The 19954-nt window shown below is 59.2% G+C and carries 17 protein-coding genes and 1 pseudogene; 12 read left to right on the top strand and 6 right to left on the bottom strand.

The annotated features are described in order from the left end of the window. Nucleotides 1-14: 14 nt before the first annotated feature. Nucleotides 15-1025 (top strand): galactose/methyl galactoside ABC transporter permease MglC, encoded by a 1011-nt coding sequence (mglC, locus tag NWP14_RS13700; protein ID WP_095100730.1) that lies wholly within the window; start codon nt 15-17, stop codon nt 1023-1025. A gap of 266 nt (nt 1026-1291) precedes the next feature. Here the strand turns inward: mglC and sanA are convergent, their stop codons facing one another. From sanA to NWP14_RS13675, 5 genes are all read right to left on the bottom strand, one after another. Continuing rightward, on the bottom strand, nt 1292-2002 hold the full coding sequence (gene sanA / locus NWP14_RS13695; RefSeq protein WP_095100732.1) for an outer membrane permeability protein SanA: 711 nt from the start codon (nt 2000-2002) through the stop codon (nt 1292-1294). Nucleotides 2003-2129: 127 nt separating this feature from the next. Then, nucleotides 2130-3014, bottom strand: coding sequence for a cytidine deaminase (gene cdd / locus NWP14_RS13690; RefSeq protein WP_095100734.1), 885 nt, complete (start codon nt 3012-3014; stop codon nt 2130-2132). A 128-nt stretch (nt 3015-3142) separates the two neighbouring features. Further along, complete coding sequence (locus NWP14_RS13685) at nt 3143-3838, bottom strand: CidB/LrgB family autolysis modulator (RefSeq protein ID WP_095100735.1); 696 nt, start codon at nt 3836-3838, stop codon at nt 3143-3145. Beyond that, a complete protein-coding gene (locus NWP14_RS13680; RefSeq protein WP_095100737.1) occupies nt 3835-4233 on the bottom strand; it encodes a CidA/LrgA family protein in 399 nt (132 codons plus the stop codon). The genes NWP14_RS13685 and NWP14_RS13680 overlap by 4 nt, the downstream gene beginning before the upstream one ends. A gap of 127 nt (nt 4234-4360) precedes the next feature. After that, the gene (locus NWP14_RS13675) at nt 4361-5272 is read right to left on the bottom strand and encodes a LysR substrate-binding domain-containing protein (protein ID WP_095100739.1); all 912 of its coding nucleotides are present in this window, start codon (nt 5270-5272) and stop codon (nt 4361-4363) included. 126 nt (nt 5273-5398) lie between these two features. Here NWP14_RS13675 and NWP14_RS13670 point away from each other — a divergent pair, with 126 nt between their 5' ends. From NWP14_RS13670 to NWP14_RS13625, 10 genes and pseudogenes are all read left to right on the top strand, one after another. Then, nucleotides 5399-6757 (top strand): MFS transporter, encoded by a 1359-nt coding sequence (locus NWP14_RS13670; RefSeq protein WP_375215510.1) that lies wholly within the window; start codon nt 5399-5401, stop codon nt 6755-6757. A gap of 11 nt (nt 6758-6768) precedes the next feature. Next, the gene (gene gtdA, locus NWP14_RS13665; RefSeq protein ID WP_095100743.1) at nt 6769-7806 is read left to right on the top strand and encodes a gentisate 1,2-dioxygenase; all 1038 of its coding nucleotides are present in this window, start codon (nt 6769-6771) and stop codon (nt 7804-7806) included. Nucleotides 7807-7822: 16 nt separating this feature from the next. Beyond that, on the top strand, nt 7823-8521 hold the full coding sequence (locus tag NWP14_RS13660; protein WP_095100745.1) for a fumarylacetoacetate hydrolase family protein: 699 nt from the start codon (nt 7823-7825) through the stop codon (nt 8519-8521). 8 nt (nt 8522-8529) lie between these two features. After that, nucleotides 8530-9174 (top strand): maleylacetoacetate isomerase, encoded by a 645-nt coding sequence (gene maiA / locus NWP14_RS13655; protein ID WP_375215509.1) that lies wholly within the window; start codon nt 8530-8532, stop codon nt 9172-9174. Nucleotides 9175-9184: 10 nt separating this feature from the next. After that, the gene (locus NWP14_RS13650) at nt 9185-10378 is read left to right on the top strand and encodes a 3-hydroxybenzoate 6-monooxygenase (protein ID WP_331834705.1); all 1194 of its coding nucleotides are present in this window, start codon (nt 9185-9187) and stop codon (nt 10376-10378) included. Nucleotides 10379-10498: 120 nt separating this feature from the next. After that, the gene (gene dusC / locus NWP14_RS13645) at nt 10499-11431 is read left to right on the top strand and encodes a tRNA dihydrouridine(16) synthase DusC (RefSeq protein ID WP_095101345.1); all 933 of its coding nucleotides are present in this window, start codon (nt 10499-10501) and stop codon (nt 11429-11431) included. Between the two features lie 357 nt (nt 11432-11788). Beyond that, on the top strand, nt 11789-13153 hold the full coding sequence (locus NWP14_RS13640; protein ID WP_375215508.1) for a carbohydrate porin: 1365 nt from the start codon (nt 11789-11791) through the stop codon (nt 13151-13153). 177 nt (nt 13154-13330) lie between these two features. Further along, the gene (gene bglG, locus NWP14_RS13635) at nt 13331-14164 is read left to right on the top strand and encodes a transcriptional antiterminator BglG (protein ID WP_375215507.1); all 834 of its coding nucleotides are present in this window, start codon (nt 13331-13333) and stop codon (nt 14162-14164) included. Nucleotides 14165-14196: 32 nt separating this feature from the next. After that, nucleotides 14197-16168: pseudogene (gene bglF, locus NWP14_RS13630) on the top strand (PTS beta-glucoside transporter subunit IIABC). A 15-nt stretch (nt 16169-16183) separates the two neighbouring features. Then, complete coding sequence (locus tag NWP14_RS13625) at nt 16184-17578, top strand: 6-phospho-beta-glucosidase (protein ID WP_346431015.1); 1395 nt, start codon at nt 16184-16186, stop codon at nt 17576-17578. 37 nt (nt 17579-17615) lie between these two features. Here the strand turns inward: NWP14_RS13625 and NWP14_RS13620 are convergent, their stop codons facing one another. Next, nucleotides 17616-18350: a class I SAM-dependent methyltransferase gene (locus tag NWP14_RS13620; RefSeq protein WP_375215506.1), complete on the bottom strand. Its 735-nt coding sequence runs from the start codon at nt 18348-18350 to the stop codon at nt 17616-17618. Between the two features lie 125 nt (nt 18351-18475). On the opposite strand from NWP14_RS13620, the gene mdtQ reads away from it, so the two are divergent. Further along, nucleotides 18476-19915, top strand: a complete 1440-nt coding sequence (gene mdtQ / locus NWP14_RS13615; protein WP_375215505.1) for a multidrug resistance outer membrane protein MdtQ — start codon at nt 18476-18478, stop codon at nt 19913-19915. The last annotated feature ends 39 nt before the right edge of the window (nt 19916-19954 follow it).

Below are 19954 nucleotides of genomic sequence, written 5' to 3'. Positions count from 1 at the left end.
ATCAGGGGCTTGCGATGAGCGCATTAAATAAAAAGAGTTTTCTCACTTACCTGAAGGATGGTGGGATTTACGTTGTTCTTTTGGTCCTGCTGGCCATTATTATTTTCCAGGATCCAACCTTCTTAAGTTTACTGAACTTAAGTAACATTCTGACCCAGTCCTCGGTGCGTATTATTATCGCGCTGGGCGTAGCGGGGCTCATCGTGACTCAGGGGACCGACCTGTCAGCCGGACGTCAGGTTGGGCTGGCGGCGGTTATCGCCGCAACGATGCTGCAGGCGGTGGACAACGCCAACAAGGTCTTCCCGGATATGGCAACCATGCCAATCCCGCTGGTGATCCTGCTGGTGTGCGCGATTGGCGCGGTGATTGGCCTGATTAACGGGATTATCATCGCGTACCTCAACGTGACGCCATTTATCACCACCTTGGGTACCATGATTATCGTTTATGGGATCAACTCCCTGTACTACGATTTTGTTGGCGCCTCGCCGGTTTCCGGGTTTGACAGCCACTTCTCGCATTTCGCTCAAGGGTTTATTGCGCTGGGGACGTTCCGCCTGTCGTATATTACCTTCTACGCGCTGATTGCCGTCTTCTTCGTCTGGATCCTGTGGAATAAAACCCGCTTTGGCAAAAACATCTTTGCTATCGGCGGCAACCCGGAAGCGGCGAAGGTTTCAGGGGTTAACGTTGCCCTTAACCTGCTGATGATTTATGCCCTGTCCGGCGTGTTTTACGCCTTCGGCGGGCTGCTGGAGGCCGGACGAATTGGCTCTGCGACCAACAACCTCGGCTTTATGTACGAGCTGGATGCGATTGCGGCCTGCGTCGTCGGCGGCGTCTCCTTCAGCGGCGGCGTGGGTACCGTGCTCGGCGTGGTAACCGGCGTTATCATCTTTACGGTGATTAACTACGGGCTGACCTACATCGGCGTTAACCCGTACTGGCAGTATATTATCAAAGGCGCAATTATTATCTTCGCCGTCGCGCTGGATTCACTGAAATACGCGCGTAAAAAGTAACGAGCTCTCTTTATCAGGCCCGCGCAGTGCGCGGGCTTTTTTTTGGCTGCGGCTGCGGTGAGCCCGTTTTTAAACCCCTGCAGGAGTGAAGGAATAAAGTCCAACCATAGGCGCCGGCCCAGCCGCTCTCCTGCCGCAATATGTGGCGGAAGATCGCGCCGGTTTTATCTTGTCCGGAAAGATAATCACTTCTTGATGAATCGGCTTTGGCTAAGTGACGCCGATGATAAGAGCGCTGAACCGGCCGATCCAGCGCTGCGCCAGCTCTATTTGTTCTGCAATTCCAGCAGCTGCTCCGGCGTCACCGCCGGATAGGACTGCGTCCCCTGGGGAACTTCCTGCTGCGACGGAATGGGGATCAGCGGGCCTAAAAAACGCGGCTCGCGTTTGAAAACGTAGAGGTCTGCGAGGGCGCCGAAGCGCGCGCCGAACTCACGCAGCCGCACGTTCCACATATCTTTTGGCGACGGGACCGCATAGCACTGCGCCTGAATCCCCATATGCAGGGCGATAAACAGCGCGCGCTCGCAGTGGAAGCGCTGGGTGATGATAATAAAATCGTTGGTGTCAAAAACCTTGCGGGTCCGCACGATAGAGTCGAGCGTACGGAAGCCGGCATAGTCCAGGACGATATCCGCCGGATCGACGCCTGCTTTAATCAGGTCCCGGCGCATCGTCATCGGCTCATTATAGCTCTGCAGCGCGTTATCACCGCTGAGCAGCAGGTAGTTCACCTTGCCGCTGTTGTAGGCGTTGAGCGCTCCCTGGATACGGTAGCGATAGTATTGGTTGATGACCCCGGTGCGGTAGTACTTGGCGGTGCCGAGAACCACCCCGACCTGGCGATAGGGCAGATCCTGCAGTTCATCGTAGATATAGGGCGCGGTTTTCCAGCTCATCCAACGGTCAAGACCCAGCACGGTCAACAGCAGCAGGCCGAACAGGACTAACAGGCTGTATAACACGCGCTTTAACATTAACCTGGGCTCAACGGTAGACAATGGAGTGTTCAGGCTACTTTACCCGCCGGGCAAGAGCAAGAAACCATCGTTTGATTGCGGGGATTTTCAACAATACGGGCCTGAGGCCCGCATAATGTGTGATTTAACCGAGCAGGACGCGGTCAATACTGTGACAGCCAAGCGCTTTCAGCGTGGCCGCGGTGGCATCCCACTGGATCAGCGGCGCATCGGCCTTTTCGGCAAGAATGGCCCGCTGGATATCGGCATAATCATAGCCGTTCAGGCTAAGCAGGTTGAGCGCTCCCTGCAGCGGCGGCAGCGTCGGGTTAAAGGCGGCGTTTTCGGCATAGCTGCCGGAGAAGAGGGTGCCGTCTTTCAGCTCCAGCGCTACGCCGGACGGTGACTGGCTGTAGGGCATATGGCAACGGTTTGCCGCCTGAATCGCCGCCTGCGCCAGCGCGTCGCCGCTCAGCGGGAAGCCGTGATCCTGTTCATCCATCAGCAGCGTTTTGATCTCCAGATCTTGCGGACCAAACGCGTCCGGCAGATAGTGCTGCAGCGAATGCGCCTCGCGCCCCGGCAGGTGGATCCGCAGCACCTGGCTACTGTTGAGCTCGTTCATAAACTGGCGACAGTGGCCGCAGGGCGTGTAGTTGACGGTGATTGCCAGCAGGGATTTTTCGCCGCGTAGCCACGCATGGCTGATGGCGCTCTGTTCCGCGTGGACGGTTTGCTGCATGGTCGCGCCGAGGAATTCCATATTGCCGCCGAAATACCAGCGCCCGCTGACGCCGCGGGCGATAGCGCCAACGTTAAAATGCGAGAGGTCGGCGCGCGCGCAGGCTGCGGCCAGCGGCAGCAGGGCAAAGGCCAGCGCGTCTTCGTCAAGGCCAGTTGCGCGTTGCAGCGCGGCGACCTGGTCTGCATCGAGCATGGCCGGGAAATGCGGGTCGGTCAGCATCGGGGCGATAGCCGTCTGCAGGTCTGCCGTCAGTTGAGGGAGAGCAGCTTGAAAACGTGGGTGCATGGCGTTGCCTCATAACAATGTAATGGGAATCTAGTGTACGGGCGGTGATGGCCTGTATATGTGATTAATATCTCATTGTTTGTGCAACTCTATTATGTTGCATTGATAAATGTGATTTAAATCGCAATTTATCCCGCCAGGGCTAAAATCACCGGGAACAAAAACGGCGCGACCAGGGAGGTAATAATTCCGCACAGCACCAGCGCCAGCGAGCTGAAGGCCCCCTCCTGATAATCCATCTCCGCGCAGCGCGCGGTGCCCAGCGCGTGCGAGGCGGTGCCCATCGACAGGCCGCGTGAGGCCTTGGTGTGGATGCGCATCAGGTTGAGCAGCGTATGCCCGAAAACCGCGCCGAGGATGCCGACGAAAATAACGCATACCGCGCTGATCGCCGGAATACCGCCAATGCTGCCGCTGACCGCCATCGCAATCGGCGTCGTTACCGATTTCGGCATAATCGACGCGGCGATTTGCGGCGTCGCGCCCATTAGCAGCGCAACCGTCGTCCCGGTCACCATCGCCACCACGCTGCCGATAAAGCAGATGGTAATAATCGATTTCCAGCGCGCGCGAATCTGGTGAAGCTGCTCGTATAAAGGAAAGGCCAGCGCCACGACCGCAGGCTGCAGCAGATCGTTGAGGATCTTACTGCCCTGAAAATAGCGGTCGTAAGAGATACCGCTCACCAGCAGAAAGGGGATGATGACCACCATCGCCACCAGCAGCGGGTTGAGCAGCGGAAATTTAAAGCGCGCTGCCAGCCTGCGGGCGAGGAAAAAGACAATCAGCGTCAGCGGCAGTGACCACCAGATCTCATGCATCATTTTTTACTTCCTTCTTGGCCGACCACTTTGCGTTCGCCGTGCACCAGGTGGGAGCTCCAGCTGACAACCAGAAAAACGACCAGCGTGCTGATGGTGCAGGAGACGGCGACCGGACCGAGCTGAGCGCGGAGCAAATCCCAGTACTGCATCACGCCCACGCCAATGGGCACAAACAGCAGCGCCATATAGCGGATCAGCACGTTACAGCCGGGGTTAACCCACTTCGGCGGCATAATCTGCAGCGCCAGCAGTACGAACAAAATCAGCATCCCGATAATGCTGCCGGGGATGGTGATAGGCAGCAGGGAGGAGATAAAAATCCCGGCGTATAAACAGGCGTAGATCAGGACAAATGCCCGCAGGTACTGCCAGATAATAATCAGTGATTGACTCATGGTAATAACCCTTGATGAACCGCATTCATCATACAATTAAACCCAAAAATGTGCTACCGATCACAACATGAATTATACGCATAGCTGGAATAGAGCAATGGAACCCTGCGCGCGGGCAGCGTCACGGCTACGACTCCTGCGATAAATAATCAAGAAACCGGCTGAGGGCAAGCGATGGCGTTTCACTTTTTCGCCAGAATACCCCGACGCTACCTTTTTGTTCGATGCGCGGCAAATTAAGAATCGCCAGCTGCTGCTGTTCGGCAAAGCGCTGCGCCAGGCGTAAGGAAAGAATAGAGATCATATCGCTGCTTTGCAGCAGATTGCTGGTGACGTTCATCGACGCCGACTCGATGGTATTTTCCGGCAGCATAACGCCGTTATCGACCAGGGCGTTGTCAATGCTCAGGCGGATCGGCGTGCCGGTTGGCCAGACTATCCAGCGCCAGTGGGCGAGGTCGGCCCAGCCGAGGCTCGGCATCTGCGCCAGCGGGTGATCGGGGCGGGCGACGAAGCACACCGGCTCGGTGTACAGCACCCGATAGTTAAGCGGCAGCTCCAGCGCCCGTCCGCCCACCCGTCCCACCACGACGTCCACCACCCCGGAGAGCAGATCGTGAAGCAGGGGAGTCATCACCTTTTCCTCAATGTTCAGATGCAGGCTCGGCATCTCCTTGAGCAGCGAGAGAATGGCCAGCGCAACGCAGTCGGTGGCCACCGGCGAACAGCCGATCATCAGGCTGCCCACCAGCCCGCCCTGTTTAAAGCGCTCGATCTCATACTGCGAGCGGGACATGTCGTTGATCAGGCGCTGGGCGTGCTGCAGCAGCAGCTTGCCGCCTTCGGAAGGGCGTAGGCCTTTGCTATGGCGTTCGAACAGCAGCATGCCGACCTCTTCTTCAAACTGAGTCAGCCATTTCGAGAGCGCGGGCTGGGTAATATTCATCATTTTGGCCACCTGCGTCAGGTTGCCCTGCTCGCCGAGCGCCACCAGCATTTGCAGATGATGCAGCTTCAGTTTTTGCGCCCAGTTTGCCATTAGCTATAACCTCCAGGTTATGTCTGTGCCCGAGATACCATTGTACATTTCATCGCCTTGGTTACAAAATCGCAACATAAAAGAAATAAATACAACATCTCCTCCTCCCTACACTGAGGCATAACGATGACTCAACGACGTGAATTGCAAACGCTGCTGGACGCCGCTCCGATAGGTGCCCGGCAGTGGCGCGTGATTATCTGCTGTTTTCTGGTGGTCATGCTCGACGGTTTTGATACCGCCGCCATTGGTTTTATCGCCCCCGATATTCGCGCCCACTGGCAGCTCAGCGCCAGCGAGCTCGCGCCGCTGTTTGGCGCCGGTCTGCTGGGCTTAACCGCCGGCGCTCTGCTGTGCGGTCCGCTTTCCGACCGCTTCGGGCGCAAGCGGGTCATTGAGTTCTGCGTCGCGCTATTTGGCCTGTTTAGCCTGCTTTCGGCCTTTTCCCCCGACCTTGAGACGCTGGTTGTTCTGCGCTTCCTCACCGGCCTCGGCCTCGGCGGGGCGATGCCGAACACCATTACCATGACCTCGGAGTATCTGCCCTCCCGGCGGCGCGGCGCGCTGGTGACCCTGATGTTTTGCGGCTTTACCCTCGGTTCGGCATTAGGCGGCGTGGTCAGCGCCCAGCTGGTGGCGCAGATTGGCTGGCACGGCATCCTGGCGCTAGGCGGCGTTCTGCCTCTGCTGCTGGCCGCGGCGCTGCTGGCGGTGCTTCCGGAATCCCCGCGCTGGCAGATTCGCCGCCGGCTGCCGCAGCCGGTGATTGCGAAGGCCGTCGGCGCCATTACCGGCGAGCGCTATGAGCACACCCATTTCTGGCTGGATGAACCGGCCACCGGCGCCAAAGGCAGCATCGGCCAGCTGTTCGTTGGCCGCCAGCTGCCCATTACCCTGATGCTGTGGGTGGTGTTCTTTATGAGCCTGCTGATTATCTACCTGCTTTCCAGCTGGATGCCGACGCTGCTCAACCATCGCGGCATCGACCTGCAGCATGCCTCATGGGTCACCGCCGCTTTCCAGATTGGCGGCACCTTCGGCGCGCTGCTGCTCGGCGTGCTGATGGATCGCTTCAATCCGTATCGGGTGCTGGCGCTGAGCTACTGCCTGGGCGCGGCCTGTATCGTGATGATCGGCCTTAGCGAGAATGGCCTGTGGCTGATGGCGCTGGCCATTTTCGGCACCGGGATTGGCGTCAGCGGTTCACAGGTTGGGCTCAACGCGCTGACCGCCACGCTCTATCCGACCCAGAGCCGCGCCACCGGCGTCAGCTGGTCAAACGCCGTTGGCCGCTGCGGAGCCATCGTCGGCTCCCTCTCCGGCGGCATGATGATGGCCATGAACTTCTCATTCGACACCCTGTTTTTCGTCATCGCCGTTCCGGCCGCGATTAGCGCAGGGATGCTGATTTTGCTGACGCTGGTCGTCCGCACCCCCGTTACCGTACCCGACGCGCTGCCCTCCGCGGGCATTGCGAATAAATAAGGAGAACAACCATGTCTCAGCACGCTGCGGAAGCTTCCGCCGGTCGCCAGCAGTTTTACGAGCATATTTCGGGCCAGAACCTGACGCCTTTGTGGGAGTCGCTGCATCATCTGGTGCCGAAAACGCCGAACGCCAACTGCGCGCCGGCCTACTGGAATTATCAGGAAATTCGCCCGCTGCTGCTGGAAAGCGGCCGGCTGATTGGCGCTAAAGAAGCGGTGCGTCGGGTGCTGGTGCTGGAGAACCCGGCCCTGCGCGGCCACTCCTCAATCACCTCCTCGCTGTATGCGGGTTTGCAGCTGATCATGCCCGGCGAGGTGGCGCCGAGCCATCGACATAATCAGTCGGCGCTGCGTTTCGTCGTGGAAGGCGAAGGGGCCTTTACCGCCGTTGACGGCGAGCGGACGGCGATGCGCCCCGGCGACTTTATTCTCACCCCGCAGTGGCGCTGGCACGATCACGGCAATCCGGGAGATGAGCCGGTTATCTGGCTCGATGGCCTCGATTTGCCGCTGGTGAACTATCTGGGCTGCGGGTTTGCCGAAGATTACCCTGAGGATCAGCAGCCGGTCACCCGCAAAGAGGGCGACTATCTGCCGCGCTACGCCGCCAATATGCTGCCGCTGCGCCACCAGGTAGGCAACTCCTCGCCGATCTTTAACTATCGCTATGACCGCAGCCGCGATGCGCTGCATGAATTGACAAAAATGGGCGCTGCCGACGAGTGGGACGGCTACAAAATGCGCTACGTCAACCCGGTCACCGGCGGCTACCCGATGCCGTCAATGGGCGCTTTCCTGCAGCTGCTGCCCAAAGGCTTTAGCTCGCGGACCGCGAAAACCACCGACAGCACTATCTACCACGTCGTCGAGGGGAGCGGGCGGGTCACCGTCGGCGGGCAAACCTTCAGCTTCCAGGCGAAAGATATCTTCGTGGTGCCGACCTGGCACGGCGTCTCTTTCAGCGCAACGCAGGAGACGGTGTTATTCAGCTTCTCGGATCGCCCGGTTCAGGAAACCCTCGGCCTGTTCCGCGAAGCGCGCGACTAATCATAAGGACTCGATCATGACTCAATACGTTTTTGCCCCCCAGGCCCCGGTCACCGTTCCCGTTGTCGGCAGCGATGAGCTGTTCCCCGTGCGCCGCGTCTACTGCGTGGGGCGTAACTATGCCGCTCACGCGCGTGAAATGGGCTTCGACCCGGACCGTGAGCCGCCGTTTTTCTTCTGCAAACCGGCCGATGCGGTGGTTGCGGTGGCCGCAGGCGAAACCCTCGATTTAGCGTATCCGCCGCAAACGGATAACTACCACTACGAAATCGAGCTGGTGGTGGCGATCGGCAAGCGCGGCAGCGATATTCCGCTGGAGCAGGCCCATGAATATATCTGGGGCTACGCGACCGGCCTGGATATGACCCGCCGCGACCGCCAGATGGAAATGCGCCAGATGGGGCGTCCGTGGGAAATCGGCAAGGCGTTCGATCTTTCCGCGCCGGTGGCGCCGCTGCACAAAGCGGATAGCGTGGCGGTCAATCAGGCGGAGATTTGGCTGCAGGTGAACGGTGAAGACCACCAGCGTAGCGACATTCGCCATCTGATCTGGTCGGTTAACGAAACCATCAGCTACCTGTCAGGCTTTTTCGAACTGCAGCCCGGCGACCTGATCTTCACCGGCACCCCGGAAGGCGTTGGCGCGGTGGTCAAAGGGGATGTGATTAGCGGCGGCGTGGATGGACTGACGCCCATTGCCGTCCGCGTGGTATGAGGTGAGTGATGAAGCTGTACAGTTTTTTCAATAGCTCCGCTTCATACCGGGTGCGTATCGCCCTGGCTCTGAAGGGGATCGACTACCAGAGCGTGGGCGTCAATATTCGTATCGGCCAGCAAAACGCCCTCGAATACCGGCGGCTGAATCCGGTGGGGCTGGTGCCTACGCTGATGACCGACGAGGGCGAATCCCTGGGCCAGTCGCTGGCGATCGCCGACTGGCTCGACCGGCGCTATCCGCAGGCGCCGCTGTTGCCCCTGCAGGACCCCGCGCGGATGCGGGTGCTGGAGATCGTCTACGCTATCGCCTGCGATATTCATCCGATTAATAACATGCGCGTTTTGCGCTACCTTAGCGATGAGCTGAAGGTGAGCGAAGAGGACAAACAGCGCTGGTATGCGCACTGGGTCCAGCAGGGGCTCAGCGCGGTGGAGCAGCTGCTGCGGCACTCCCGGTCCGGCGTCTTTTGCGTAGGCGAGACGCCGACGCTGGCCGACTGCTGCCTGGTGCCGCAGTGGGCCAACGCCCAGCGCATGGGCTGCGATCTGAGCCACTATCCGCGCTGCCAGGCGGTCTATGACGCCTGTACCCGGCTTCCGGCGTTTATCGCCGCCGCGCCGGAAAATCAACAAGACAAAATTCCGGCCTAGGGGGCTGAGTATGGCGAAAGTAACGCGAGCAATCATTGTCGGTGGCGGAATTGGCGGCGCGGCGACCGCGCTCTCGCTGGCGCGCCAGGGCATCAAGGTGATGCTGCTGGAGAAGGCCCATGAAATCGGCGAAATTGGCGCCGGCATCCAGCTTGGCCCCAACGCCTTTTCTGCGCTGGATAGCCTGGGCGTGGGCGAAATAGCCCGCCAGCGCGCCGTCTTCACCGATCACATCACCATGATGGATGCGGTGAATGGCGAAGAGGTGGTGCAGATTAAAACCGGGCAGGCTTTCCGCGATCATTTTGGCGGCCCCTACGCGGTTATCCATCGGGCAGATATTCATGCCACCGTCTGGGAAGCGGCGTTAACCCATCCCGACGTGGAGTACCGCACCTCAACGCAGGTGGTCGATATCCGCCAGAGCGCCGACGAGGTGACGGTATTTGACGATCGCGGCAACGGCTGGAGTGCGGATATCCTGATTGGCTGCGACGGCGTGAAGTCGGTGGTCCGCCAGAGCCTGCTGGATGATGCGCCGCGGGTCACCGGCCACGTGGTTTACCGGGCGGTGGTTGAAGCGGCGGATATGCCGGATGATTTGCGGATCAACGCGCCGGTGCTGTGGGCCGGGCCGCACTGCCATCTGGTGCACTACCCGCTGCGCGGCGGCAAACAGTACAACCTGGTGGTGACGTTCCACAGCCGCCAGGAGGAGGAGTGGGGCGTACGCGACGGCAGCAAAGAGGAGGTGCTCTCCTATTTTCAGGGGATCCATCCGCGCCCGAGGCAGATGCTGGACAAACCCACGTCGTGGCGCCGCTGGTCCACCGCCGATCGCGAGCCGGTCGATAAATGGGGCAATGAACGTATCACCCTGGTAGGCGACGCGGCCCATCCGGTGGCGCAGTATATGGCCCAGGGCGCCTGCATGGCGCTGGAGGATGCGGTCACGCTTGGCAAGGCGCTGGCGCACTGCGACGGCGATGCCGCCCGCGCGTTTGCGCTGTATGAGTCGGTTCGAATTCCGCGCACCGCGCGCATCGTCTGGTCAACCCGCGAAATGGGGCGGATCTACCATGCCGCAGGCGTCGAGCGCCAGGTACGCAACCTGCTGTGGAAGGGCAAAACCCAGGCTGAGTTCTATCGCGGCATCGAGTGGCTGTACGGCTGGAAGGAGGATAACTGCCTGCAGCCGCGCTAGCGCAGGCCGCGGGCCGTAGCCTGCGCAACGAGGGGCGGGAAAACCCGCACGGGGCCCTTTCAACCGGCACGTAGAGGCGCTAACATAGCGCCTCTTTTTTTCCGGGCAATGAATAACAATATGCGGGTATTACTGGCGCCGATGGAAGGCGTGCTCGATTCGCTGGTGCGCGAGCTGCTGACCGAAGTCAACGATTACGATCTTTGCATCACCGAGTTTTTGCGCGTGGTGGACCAGCTGCTGCCGGCAAAATCGTTTTACAGGCTCTGCCCGGAGCTGCATCACCACAGCCGGACGCCTTCCGGAACCCGCGTGCGCGTGCAGCTGCTCGGGCAATATCCGCAGTGGCTGGCGGAGAACGCCGCCCGGGCGGTGGAGCTCGGCTCGTGGGGCGTTGACCTGAACTGCGGCTGCCCGTCAAAGCTGGTTAACGGCAGCGGCGGCGGCGCGACGCTGCTGAAGGACCCGGAGCTGATTTATCGCGGCGCGAAGGCCATGCGTGAAGCGGTGCCTGACCACCTGCCGGTGACGGTAAAAGTGCGCCTCGGCTGGGACAGCTCCGGGCGGCGGTTTGAAATTGCCGATGCCGTACAGCAGGCGGGCGCCAGCGAGCTGGTGGTTCACGGGCGAACCAAAGAAGAGGGCTATAAGGCGGAGAGCATCAACTGGCAGGCGATCGGCGAAATCCGCCGCCGCCTGACGATCCCGGTGGTGGCCAACGGCGAAATCTGGGACTGGCAAAGCGCGCAGGAGTGCCTGGCGGCCACCGGCTGCGACTCGGTGATGATTGGCCGGGGAGCGCTTAACGTGCCGAATTTGAGCCGGGTGATAAAATACAACGAACCGCGGATGCCGTGGCCGCAGGTCGTGCTGCTGCTCCAGAAATATACCCGTCTGGAAAAGCAGGGCGATACCGGCCTGTATCACGTGGCGCGTATCAAGCAGTGGCTCAGCTATTTACGTAAAGAATATACTGAAGCGCTGGAGGTATTTAATGAGATTCGCACCCTAAAAACCTCTGCTGAGATTGCCGCCGCTATTGCCCGTTATTAATCTCAGGATTGTTAATTCGCTCACAAATTATTACTCAGGAAGTTTCTGCTGATGGGAATTTCATAAAGAGAGTGATAGTGTGCAGTTCTAATATTCAGGGTTGCTACTGATTACAGGCAAAACCTAAGCACTTCCGCCATCCGTGGTGGGGAGTGCTTAGGTTTTTTTTTGCCTTCAATTTATGGGGAGTTTAATTATTAAATAAAACAATGAGTTGTAAATAAAGGTGCGATGCGGCTAAGCGGTTTAATGACCGACAACGCCCCTTTCTCCAAAAATAAAAAAATAAAATAAAAACGGGCAAAGTTATTGCCTGCGGACAGCTATTACTCCTACTCAGTCAGGTTGGATATATCTATGAATGACCAAAAAATAAATCGCCTGCTATCTTTACTGGCATTTTCACTATTGACGCCGGCGGCGTTGGCTGCCGAAACGCCGCCGTGGAACGGTACCGTATTAGGTTTTGAAAGCCCGCAAAAAGGCCTGCTCGGTGATATGTTTGGGATTCGCCCGATACTTGAGGATCGTGGGTTTAATTATAACCTCGGTTATCTCAATGAAATGGGCTATAACGCCGGCGGCGGCTACAACCATGATAAGCATATGGCCTATATCGACCAGGTTGCGCTGACCTTTAACCAGGATCTTGAGCGCTGGACCGGGATCCCGGACGCACGCATCGAAGGTAATATCGTGAACCGCAACCACAACGATAATCTGACCACCAAACGGCTGCAGGATCCGCGGGTTAACTTTAACGATCTCTCCCAGGAGAGCTGGGGCGGGCAGTCCATTACCCGCCTCGGCTGGCTAACCTTTGCCCGCAGCTTTGACGACCGGCGCCTGACCTGGCGAATCGGCATGATGAACAAAGTGCAAACGTTCGATCAGATCATTCCCTGCGACTTCCAGCTGCTCTCGCAGTGCGGCGGTAAATCCGCCAACTCGCTGACGTGGAATAACTGGAACGTGCATACCTGGGGGACCACCTTCGAATATAAGCTGATGCCGACGCTCACCCTGAAAGGGGGAGTGATGGAGCAGAACCCGCAGGCAGCTTCCCGCAGCCATGCGTGGAGCTGGTCTACGAAGGGCAGTAAAGGCGTGCTGCTGCCGCTGGAGATTGAGGCTCGTCCGACGATTAACGGTCTGTCGGGCGCGTATAACCTCGGCGTGCTGTTCACCAACGCGCCGCAGAGCGATTTATATTACGGGAAATCCGGCGGCCCCGGCGCGACGGACCCCGAAGGCTACGCGCAGCATAACCGGACCTGGTTCCTGTATGGCGGCATGAACCAACAGGTAACCCGGCACGCCGACGATCCTGACCGCGGGATGAGCCTGTCGCTGAGCGGCAGCTATAGCGACCAGCGCAGCAACTACATCCATACCGCCGTGGCCGCCTCGATGCGCTATCGCGGCCTGTTTGACGCCCGACCGGCGGACTGGATCGGCTTTGGCCTGACCTGGATGGATATGAGCGATAGCTACGCGCGCAATCAGCGCTATATGAACCAAATCAGCGGCGCCACGGACTACTATGATGCCAGCTATCAGCCGGTTGCCGGACATTCGCTGAACGCCGAACTCTATTACCGCTTCCGCCCGCTTTCCTGGCTTGAGCTGCAGCCCGGCCTGCAGTACTGGCACCGTCCCGGCGGCGTCGCCGAGACCCAGGATGCGTGGGTGGTGGAGTGGAAAACGGTGGTGACCTTCTAAAAAACGCCGCGGCGATACGCTATTAGTCGCGATCTGTATCACGTTTTTCCGCCTGGGCAGTTGAGACAAAGAAAGAAGTTGCTACAGTGCGGGAGTTGGATTGCTACTGCTTAGGCAGGCAAAACCTGATTTCCTGGCATCTGTCGGGAGTCAGGTTTTTTTGTTTCCGGGGTTCATATGCAAATCGCCAAAGTTCTTAATAACAATGTGGTGGTTATTCTCGACGAGCAGCAGCGCGAGCAGGTGGTGATGGGGCGAGGGCTCGCCTTTCAGAAACGCGTCGGTGACTCGCTGGATGAAAGTAAAATTGAAAAGGTCTTCGCGCTGCAGAGCGATGAGCTGGTCGGCCGTTTAGGAGAGTTGCTCAGTCAGATACCGCTGGAAGTGATGACCACCTGCGACCGAATTATTGAGCTGGCGCGCGGGCGGCTGGGCAAACTGCAGGAGAGCCTGTATATCACCCTGACCGATCACTGCCACTTCGCCATTGAACGGCAGAAAAACGGCGTGACCATCCGCAACGTCCTGCTGTGGGAAATTAAGCGGCTGTATCCGAAAGAGTTTGAGCTGGGGCAGGAGGCGCGGGCGATTATTGCCCGGCGGCTCGGCGTCGAGTTGGCCGAAGACGAGGCCGGGTTTATAGCCCTGCATCTGGTCACCGCCCAGCTCAACAGCGAAATGCCGGAAGTGATGCACGTCACCCGGGTGATGCAGGAAATTCTGCAACTGGTGAAGTATCAGCTGCAGCTGAATTATGACGAAGAGTCGTTAAGCTACCAGCGCTTTGTCACTCATCTGAAGTTTTTTGCCCAGCGGATGCTGACCCGCACGGTGGTGGAAGATGATGACGTGACGCTGCACAGCGCGGTGAAGGACAACTACGCCAAGGCGTGGAAGTGTGCGGAAACCGTGGCCCGACATCTGCAGAAAAGCTATCAGCGGCAGCTGACGACGGAAGAGATTATGTTTCTTGCCATTCATATTGAACGGGTAAGAAAAGAGGGGCGTTAGCCCCCAGCGACCAAAAATTGGATTGTTACTGCATAACGCAGGCAAAACCTGAGCGCGACGCCATCCGGCGTTGTTCTCGGGTTTTTTTTATTTTAACACTCAGTCACGGGCTGCCTGCGGGCAGCTGAAGTCAAGGAAAACAGCATGGAATATAAAGCACTCGCGCAGGATATTCTTAGCCGGGTTGGTGGCAAAGCGAATATAGTGAGTCTGGTTCACTGCGCTACACGGCTGCGCTTTAAGCTTAAAGAGAATAAAAAAGCGGACGCGGAAGGGCTGAAGATGAATCCGGGCGTCATTATGGTGGTCGAAAGCGGCGGTCAGTTTCAGGTGGTGATCGGCAATCATGTCCACGACGTCTGGCAGGCGGTTCGCAGCGAAGCCGGGCTGACCGACGATAGCGAGCCGGTGGCGGAAACAGGGGAAAAAACCTCGATTCTCGGCCAGGTTATTGATGTGGTGTCCGGCATCTTCACTCCGTTTATCGGCGTCCTGGCGGCGTCGGGGATCCTCAAGGGGATGCTGGCGCTGGCGGTCGTGTGCGGCTGGCTGACTCCGCAGCAGGCAACGTATCAGATCTGGTTTGCCGCCAGCGACGCGCTGTTCTTCTTCTTCCCGCTCTTTTTAGGCTATACCGCCGGTAAAAAATTTGGCGGCAATCCGTTTATCACTATGGTTATCGGCGGGGCGTTAACCCACCCGCTCATGATTCAGGCTTTTGACGCCAGCCAGGCGTCGGGGGCCGGCGCGGCGCATTTCCTCGGCATACCGGTGACCTTTATCAACTACAGCTCGTCGGTTATTCCGATAATTCTCGCCTCGTGGGCCAGCTGCTGGCTGGAGCGACGCAGTAACGCGGTGCTGCCGTCATCGATGAAAAACTTCTTCACCCCGGCCATTTGCCTGGCGGTGGTGGTGCCGCTCACCTTCCTGGCTATCGGCCCGGTTGCCACCTGGCTGAGCCAGCTGCTGGCCCACGGTTACCAGATTATCTACGCGGTTGCGCCGTGGCTGGCAGGAGCCGCAATGGGCGCGCTGTGGCAGGTGTGCGTGATCTTTGGTCTGCACTGGGGGCTGATCCCGCTGATGATCAACAACCTGACGGTGCTAGGTCAGGATTCGATGATGCCGATGCTGCTGCCGGCGGTGATGGGGCAGGTGGGGGCTGCGTTGGGGATTTTCCTGCGCACCCGCGATGCGCGGCAAAAAGTATTGGCCGGGTCGGCTATCTCCGCGGGGATTTTTGGCATCACCGAACCGGCGATCTATGGCCTGAACCTGCCGCTGCGCCGCCCGTTTATCTTCGGCTGCGTGGCCGGGGCGATCGGCGGGGCGATTGTCGGTTTCAGCGACAGCCACGTTTACTCCTTCGGCTTTGCCAACATTTTCACCCTTGCGCAGATGATCCCGCCGCAGGGCATTGACGCCACCCTGTGGGGCGGCGCGATCGGTATGGTTGCCGCGCTGGTTATCTCCTGCGCGCTGACCTTTGTCGCCGGGCTGCCGAAGAGTCGCGAGGAGCAGGCCGCTGTCGTCACCGCTCCGGCAGGCGAAAACGATATTCTGGCGCCGATGTCCGGCAGCGTTCTGGCGCTGGATCAGGTTCCCGACGGCACCTTCGCCAGCGGCCTGCTGGGGCAGGGGGTGGCGATTATTCCCGCCACCGGCAAGGTCATCGCCCCGTTCTCTGGCGAAGTGGCCTCTTTATTTCAGACCAAACACGCGATTGGCTTACTCAGCGACGGCGGAATTGAACTGCTGATCCATGTCGGTATCGACACCGTTAAGCTTAACGGCGCGCCCTTTACCGCCCACGTGAAAGAAGGGGATAAGGTGAAGGCCGGCGACCTGCTGCTTGAGTTCGATCGCCAGGCGATTCTGGATGCCGGCTATGACCTGGCTACCCCGATAATTATCAGTAACAGCGACGGCTATCGCAGCGTTGATATTGTATCTGGCAGCGTGGTTGACGCGGGCCAGCCGCTGCTGTCCGTCAGCCATTAATCACAGGAGAGAGAGATGAAGACATTCCCAAAAACGTTTTTATGGGGCGGCGCGACTGCGGCAAACCAGGTGGAAGGGGCGTATCTGGAAGAGGGGAAAGGGTTATCCACGTCAGATGTCCAGCCGCACGGCGTATTCGGCGACGTGGTTGAGCGCGCTGCCGGCGACAGCGGCATCAAAGATATCGCCATCGATTTCTACCACCGCTACCCGGAAGATATCAGCCTGTTCGCGGAGATGGGCTTTAACTGCCTGCGGGTGTCGATTGCCTGGACGCGTATTTTCCCCAACGGCGATGATAGCGAAGCGAACGAAGCCGGACTGGCCTTCTATGACCGGTTGTTTGATGAGCTGGCGCAGCACAACATCACTCCGCTGGTGACGCTGTCGCATTACGAAATGCCGTGGGCGCTGGTGAAAAACTACGGCGGCTGGGGCGGCCGCGAGGTTATCGGCTTCTTTGAGCGCTATGCGCGCACGGTGTTTTCCCGCTATCAGCATAAGGTCAAGCTGTGGCTAACCTTTAACGAAATCAACATGTCCCTGCATGCGCCGATGACCGGGGTCGGCCTGCCGGAAGGCAGCAGCAAAGCGGCGGTCTACCAGGCGATACATCATCAGCTGGTAGCAAGCGCGCTGGCGGTTAAGGCCTGCCACGAGATAGTCGAAGACGGGAAGATCGGCAATATGCTGCTCGGCGGCCTGATGTATCCGCTCAGCTGCCGTCCTGAAGATATCTTTGAAACCCTGCAGCAGAACCGCAGCTGGCAGTTCTTCGGCGACGTGCAGTGCCGTGGCGCCTATCCGGGCTATATGCTGCGCTATTTCCGCGAGCAGGATATCAGCCTTGAGATAACCGACGCCGACCGCGCGGCGCTGAAAGAGACCGTCGATTTTATCTCCTTTAGCTACTATATGACCGGCTGCGTGACCGCCGATGAAGAGCTGAATAAAAAGGCGCGCGGCAACATTCTCAGCATGGTGCCCAACCCGCACCTGGCGAGCTCGGAGTGGGGCTGGCAAATCGACCCGCTGGGCCTGCGTACGCTGCTTAACGTCCTGTGGGATCGCTATCAAAAGCCGCTGTTTATCGTTGAAAATGGCCTCGGCGCGAAAGATAAGGTTGAAGCCGACGGCAGCATTAATGATGACTACCGGATCGCCTACCTGAACGATCATCTCCTGCAGGTGCGGGAGGCTATCGACGACGGCGTCGAGCTGATGGGCTACACCAGCTGGGGGCCAATCGACCTGGTGAGCGCCTCGAAGGCCGAACTCTCCAAACGCTACGGTTTTATTTACGTCGATCGTGACGACCAGGGAAAGGGGACGCTGGCGCGCAGCAGGAAGAAGAGCTTTTACTGGTACAAAGAGGTCATTGCCAGCAACGGCGGTAGTTTGAAAGAGTAAGCCGCTCGCGGCCCGCACGCGCCGGGCCGCCTGCCGGTTACGCCGGTTTACGCGCGCGCAGTAAAAAGATCATCGGCCGTTCTTTTTCTTCATCGAGGCCCGGCTGGGCGGCAATTTGCTCCGCCGTCGGCCCCCACTCGTCGAGATGCTCAATCACGAAGCCGGCGGCAATCAGCAGGTTTATCCAGCTGGCGAGCTTGCGGTGCTGTTTTTTTACCCCATCGGCAAACCAGTTGCTGATGCGCTCACCCTCCTGCTGATAGTGGCTGACCGGCCAGCTTTTTTGCCCATCGGCATCTTCCTGCCAGCCCTGACGCAGCGGCGCGGTATAGACCGGATGTTCGGCGGAAAACACCAGCGTGCCGCCGGCGGTTAACGCCTGATAAACGGTGGCGAACAGCGGGGCCACCTGGGGAAGATAGTGCAGGGCCAGCGAGCTATAGACCAGTTCGCAGCTGTTGGCGGGCAGCGTCAGCGTTTGCAGATCGGTGCAGCGGTAGTCAATATCCTGACCCACGCTCATTTCGCGCGCGCGGTCGAGCATGCGGTTGGATAAATCCAGTCCGCTCACCTGCGCCGCCCCGCGATCGCGAGCCCAGCGGCAGAACCAGCCGTAGCCACAGCCGAGATCGACGACCCGCAGGCCGGATAAAGGCGGCAGCATCTGCTGAATGGCGGCCCACTCGGGCGCGCCGTCAAGGCCCTTTACCGAACGGTCGAGGGTCGCGTATCCGGCGAAAAAGCGCGGATCGTCGTAAATATTCTGGCTCATGTTCACTCCGTGAATTCATTTATCTAATTTTAACCATCTGATTTGGCTGGCCACACGCTTTACTTAACGGCGCGAGGGCGATTAACTTATTATAACCGACCCTATTAAGTCATCTGACCTATCTCATGAACCTGAATCCGAGCAAACGCGTCCTCGCCGGGCTGCCCCTGGTCATTGCGCTGGCTGGCTGCGCGCCGTCACACGATACCGGCGCCCCGCAGCTGCAGCAGACTCCTGCATCCCATGTGGCTACGGAGCTGCCTGCCAGCGTGAAAAACGGCTGGCCGCAGGAGAACTGGTGGCAGGATTACCGCGATCCGCAGCTGAACGGCCTGATTCAGCGAGCCTTAGCCAACGCGCCGGATATGCAAATAGCCGATCGGCGCATCAGGCTGGCGGAAGCCCAGGCGCGTATGTCGCAGGCCAACCTTGGCCCGGAGATGGATTTTTCCGCCAACGTTGAGCGGCAGAAAATGTCCTCAGAGGGGCTGATGGGCCCTTTTGCTACCGATACCGATGGCAATACCGGGCCGTGGTACACCAACGGCACCTTCGGCCTGACGGCGGGCTGGGACCTGGATCTGTGGGGTAAAAATCGCGCGCTGGTAAAGGCCCGCATCGGCGAAGTGAAGGCTCAGATGGCCGAGCAGGCGCAAACCCGGGAGCTGCTGGCCAGCAGCGTGGCGCGGCTCTACTGGCAGTGGCAGACCGAGGCGGCGGTGAAGGAGGTGCTGCGGCAGCTGAAGGATGAGCAGAACAATATCGTCAGCGTCGATCGGTCGCTGTACCAGCGCGGGATCACCAACTCGGTCGAAGGGGCGCAGAACGATATCAACGTCAGTAAAACCGATCAGCATCTGGCCGATGTGGCCGGCAGCATGAAGGAGATTGAGGCGCGTCTGATGGCCTTGACCAACGGCCAGAGCCAGGGGCTGAACCTCCGCCCGGCCCCTTTGCCCGCCGTCAGCACGCAAATGCCGGGCGAGCTGGGCTACGAGCTGCTGGCGCGCCGCCCGGACCTGCAGGAGGCGCACTGGTATATCGAAGCCTCTTTAAGCGAGGTGGATGCGGCGAAAGCGGCATTCTATCCGGATATTAACCTGATGGGCTTCCTGCAGCAGGATGCCCTGCACTTAAGCGATCTGTTCCGCCATTCGGCGCAGCAGATGGGGCTCTCAGCGGGCCTGACGCTGCCGATCTTTGATAGCGGTCGCCTGAACGCCAGCCTGGATATCGTCAGCGAGCAGAACAAGCTGTCGGTGGCAAAGTACAATAAAGCGGTCGTTGACGCGGTGAACCAGGTGGCGAAGGCGGCAAGCCAGGTTGAGACCCTGATGGAGAAAAACCAGCAGCAGCAGCAGGTCGAAAAAGACGCCCGGCGGATGGTGGATCTGGCGCAGGAGCGGATGAATGCCGGGCTTCTGCCGGGTTCGAAAGTGAGCATGGCGAAGCTGCCGGCGCTCGAAGAGCGGATTTCCGCGCTTCGCCTGCACGGCCAGTGGCTCGACGCCAGCATTCAGCTGACCTCCGCGCTGGGCGGCGGCTATCGCCAGGCCGCGAAGTAATCCTCTTTTCCCCGGCGACGACGCTGGCCGAGGTGGCCG

Source organism: Klebsiella sp. C349492 (assembly GCF_042055345.1).
GTDB classification, from domain to species: domain Bacteria; phylum Pseudomonadota; class Gammaproteobacteria; order Enterobacterales; family Enterobacteriaceae; genus Klebsiella; species Klebsiella scottii.
Note: the sequence above shows the minus strand (reverse complement) of the source record. Positions and strands in the feature narration are given on the sequence as shown.